The organism is Bradyrhizobium sp. SZCCHNS3052 (assembly GCF_032484495.1).
Classification (GTDB): Bacteria; Pseudomonadota; Alphaproteobacteria; order Rhizobiales; family Xanthobacteraceae; genus Bradyrhizobium.
In genome coordinates this window covers 1-1,004 of sequence record NZ_JAUETB010000031.1, presented here as the reverse complement: position 1 = coordinate 1,004, position 1,004 = coordinate 1, and the positions used below count along the sequence as shown (strand labels likewise).

At 61.9% G+C, this 1,004-nt stretch carries 1 protein-coding gene; it reads left to right on the top strand.

The genetic code is table 11. From position 1 onward, the window contains the following. Positions 1-201 precede the first annotated feature (201 nt). On the top strand, positions 202-747 hold the full coding sequence (locus tag QX073_RS34360; RefSeq protein ID WP_316227125.1) for a hypothetical protein: 546 nt from the start codon (positions 202-204) through the stop codon (positions 745-747). The last annotated feature ends 257 nt before the right edge of the window (positions 748-1,004 follow it).

Below are 1,004 nucleotides of genomic sequence, written 5' to 3'. Positions count from 1 at the left end.
CAAAGCAGACATTGCTTTAGTCGCATCGCGCCGCAGGGTTTATGGGTACACGGCCTGGCCGTGAGTGAAAACCGGATATCCATTGACGTAACGAATCGGCCGTGATTCGATTCGCGGCACTGGCCGCTACAGGCCAGGCAAGCGGCCCGCACAGGTGCTGAAGACACCTGCACGAGCCTAACCCTCAACATGGAGAGTGCCATGTCTCAGGCTGATTCTGCCTATACCACGAGTCGTTCAATCTTTCCTGCCAGCCCGGCCGTTCGGCGCCGGCAGTTTGTCACCGGCGGCGGCGCCATCCTGGCCGGGGTCATCACGGCCTCACGGGCTGAAAGTGTTGGCGTTTCGACCTCGCCCGACCCGGTCCTCGATGCCATCGAGGGCCACCGCCGAGTCTTTGAGGAACTGGGGCGCCTGCTCGCCGAGCAGGATGCTGCCGAGCGCGAGCTGCGCGGTGCGCCCTGCGGCAGGCGGGCCGAGCTGGAGGCCAAGTTAAGTGGCCTCTGCGCGGCTGAAGGCGCACTCGGTCGGGCTGAGATGAAGGCCTCGCGTCAGCTCGCCGGAGTCGTGCCGGGAAGCCTCAAAGGAGCGGCCGCGGCGTTAAAGTATGTGCGCGAGTGTTATGAAGTTGGCCAGTACCCCCTTTACGAGGAGGATGGCTACCGGCTGCTGCTGCTCTCGACTGAACGCGCGATTTGTGCGGCCGTTGGTCTCGCTATTCCGCATCGTGTTGTTGATCCTCGCTAACGATTGCGCGTCTTCCTACGAGCGGGATGTGGAAACGAAGTCCTGGTCGAACCGCGACGCACCCCCAGACGAAGGCGGTGGAACGGATATCTGCGACCTACGACCATCGTGCCACATCTCGGCTCCACAAAAGGACGAAGAACAAGATCAACGTGAAGGCAATCCGGGTGCGCCTAGACATGACGCAGGAAGAGTTCGCAGCTCGCTTCGGATTCAGCGCTCAATACGCTATGCCATTCGGAGCAAGGTCGCGACAG

Coding starts and splice junctions, on each gene's coding strand:
- QX073_RS34360 (WP_316227125.1), top strand. CDS start 202: ATGTCTCAGGCTGATTCTGCCTATACCACGAGTCGTTCAATCTTTCCT.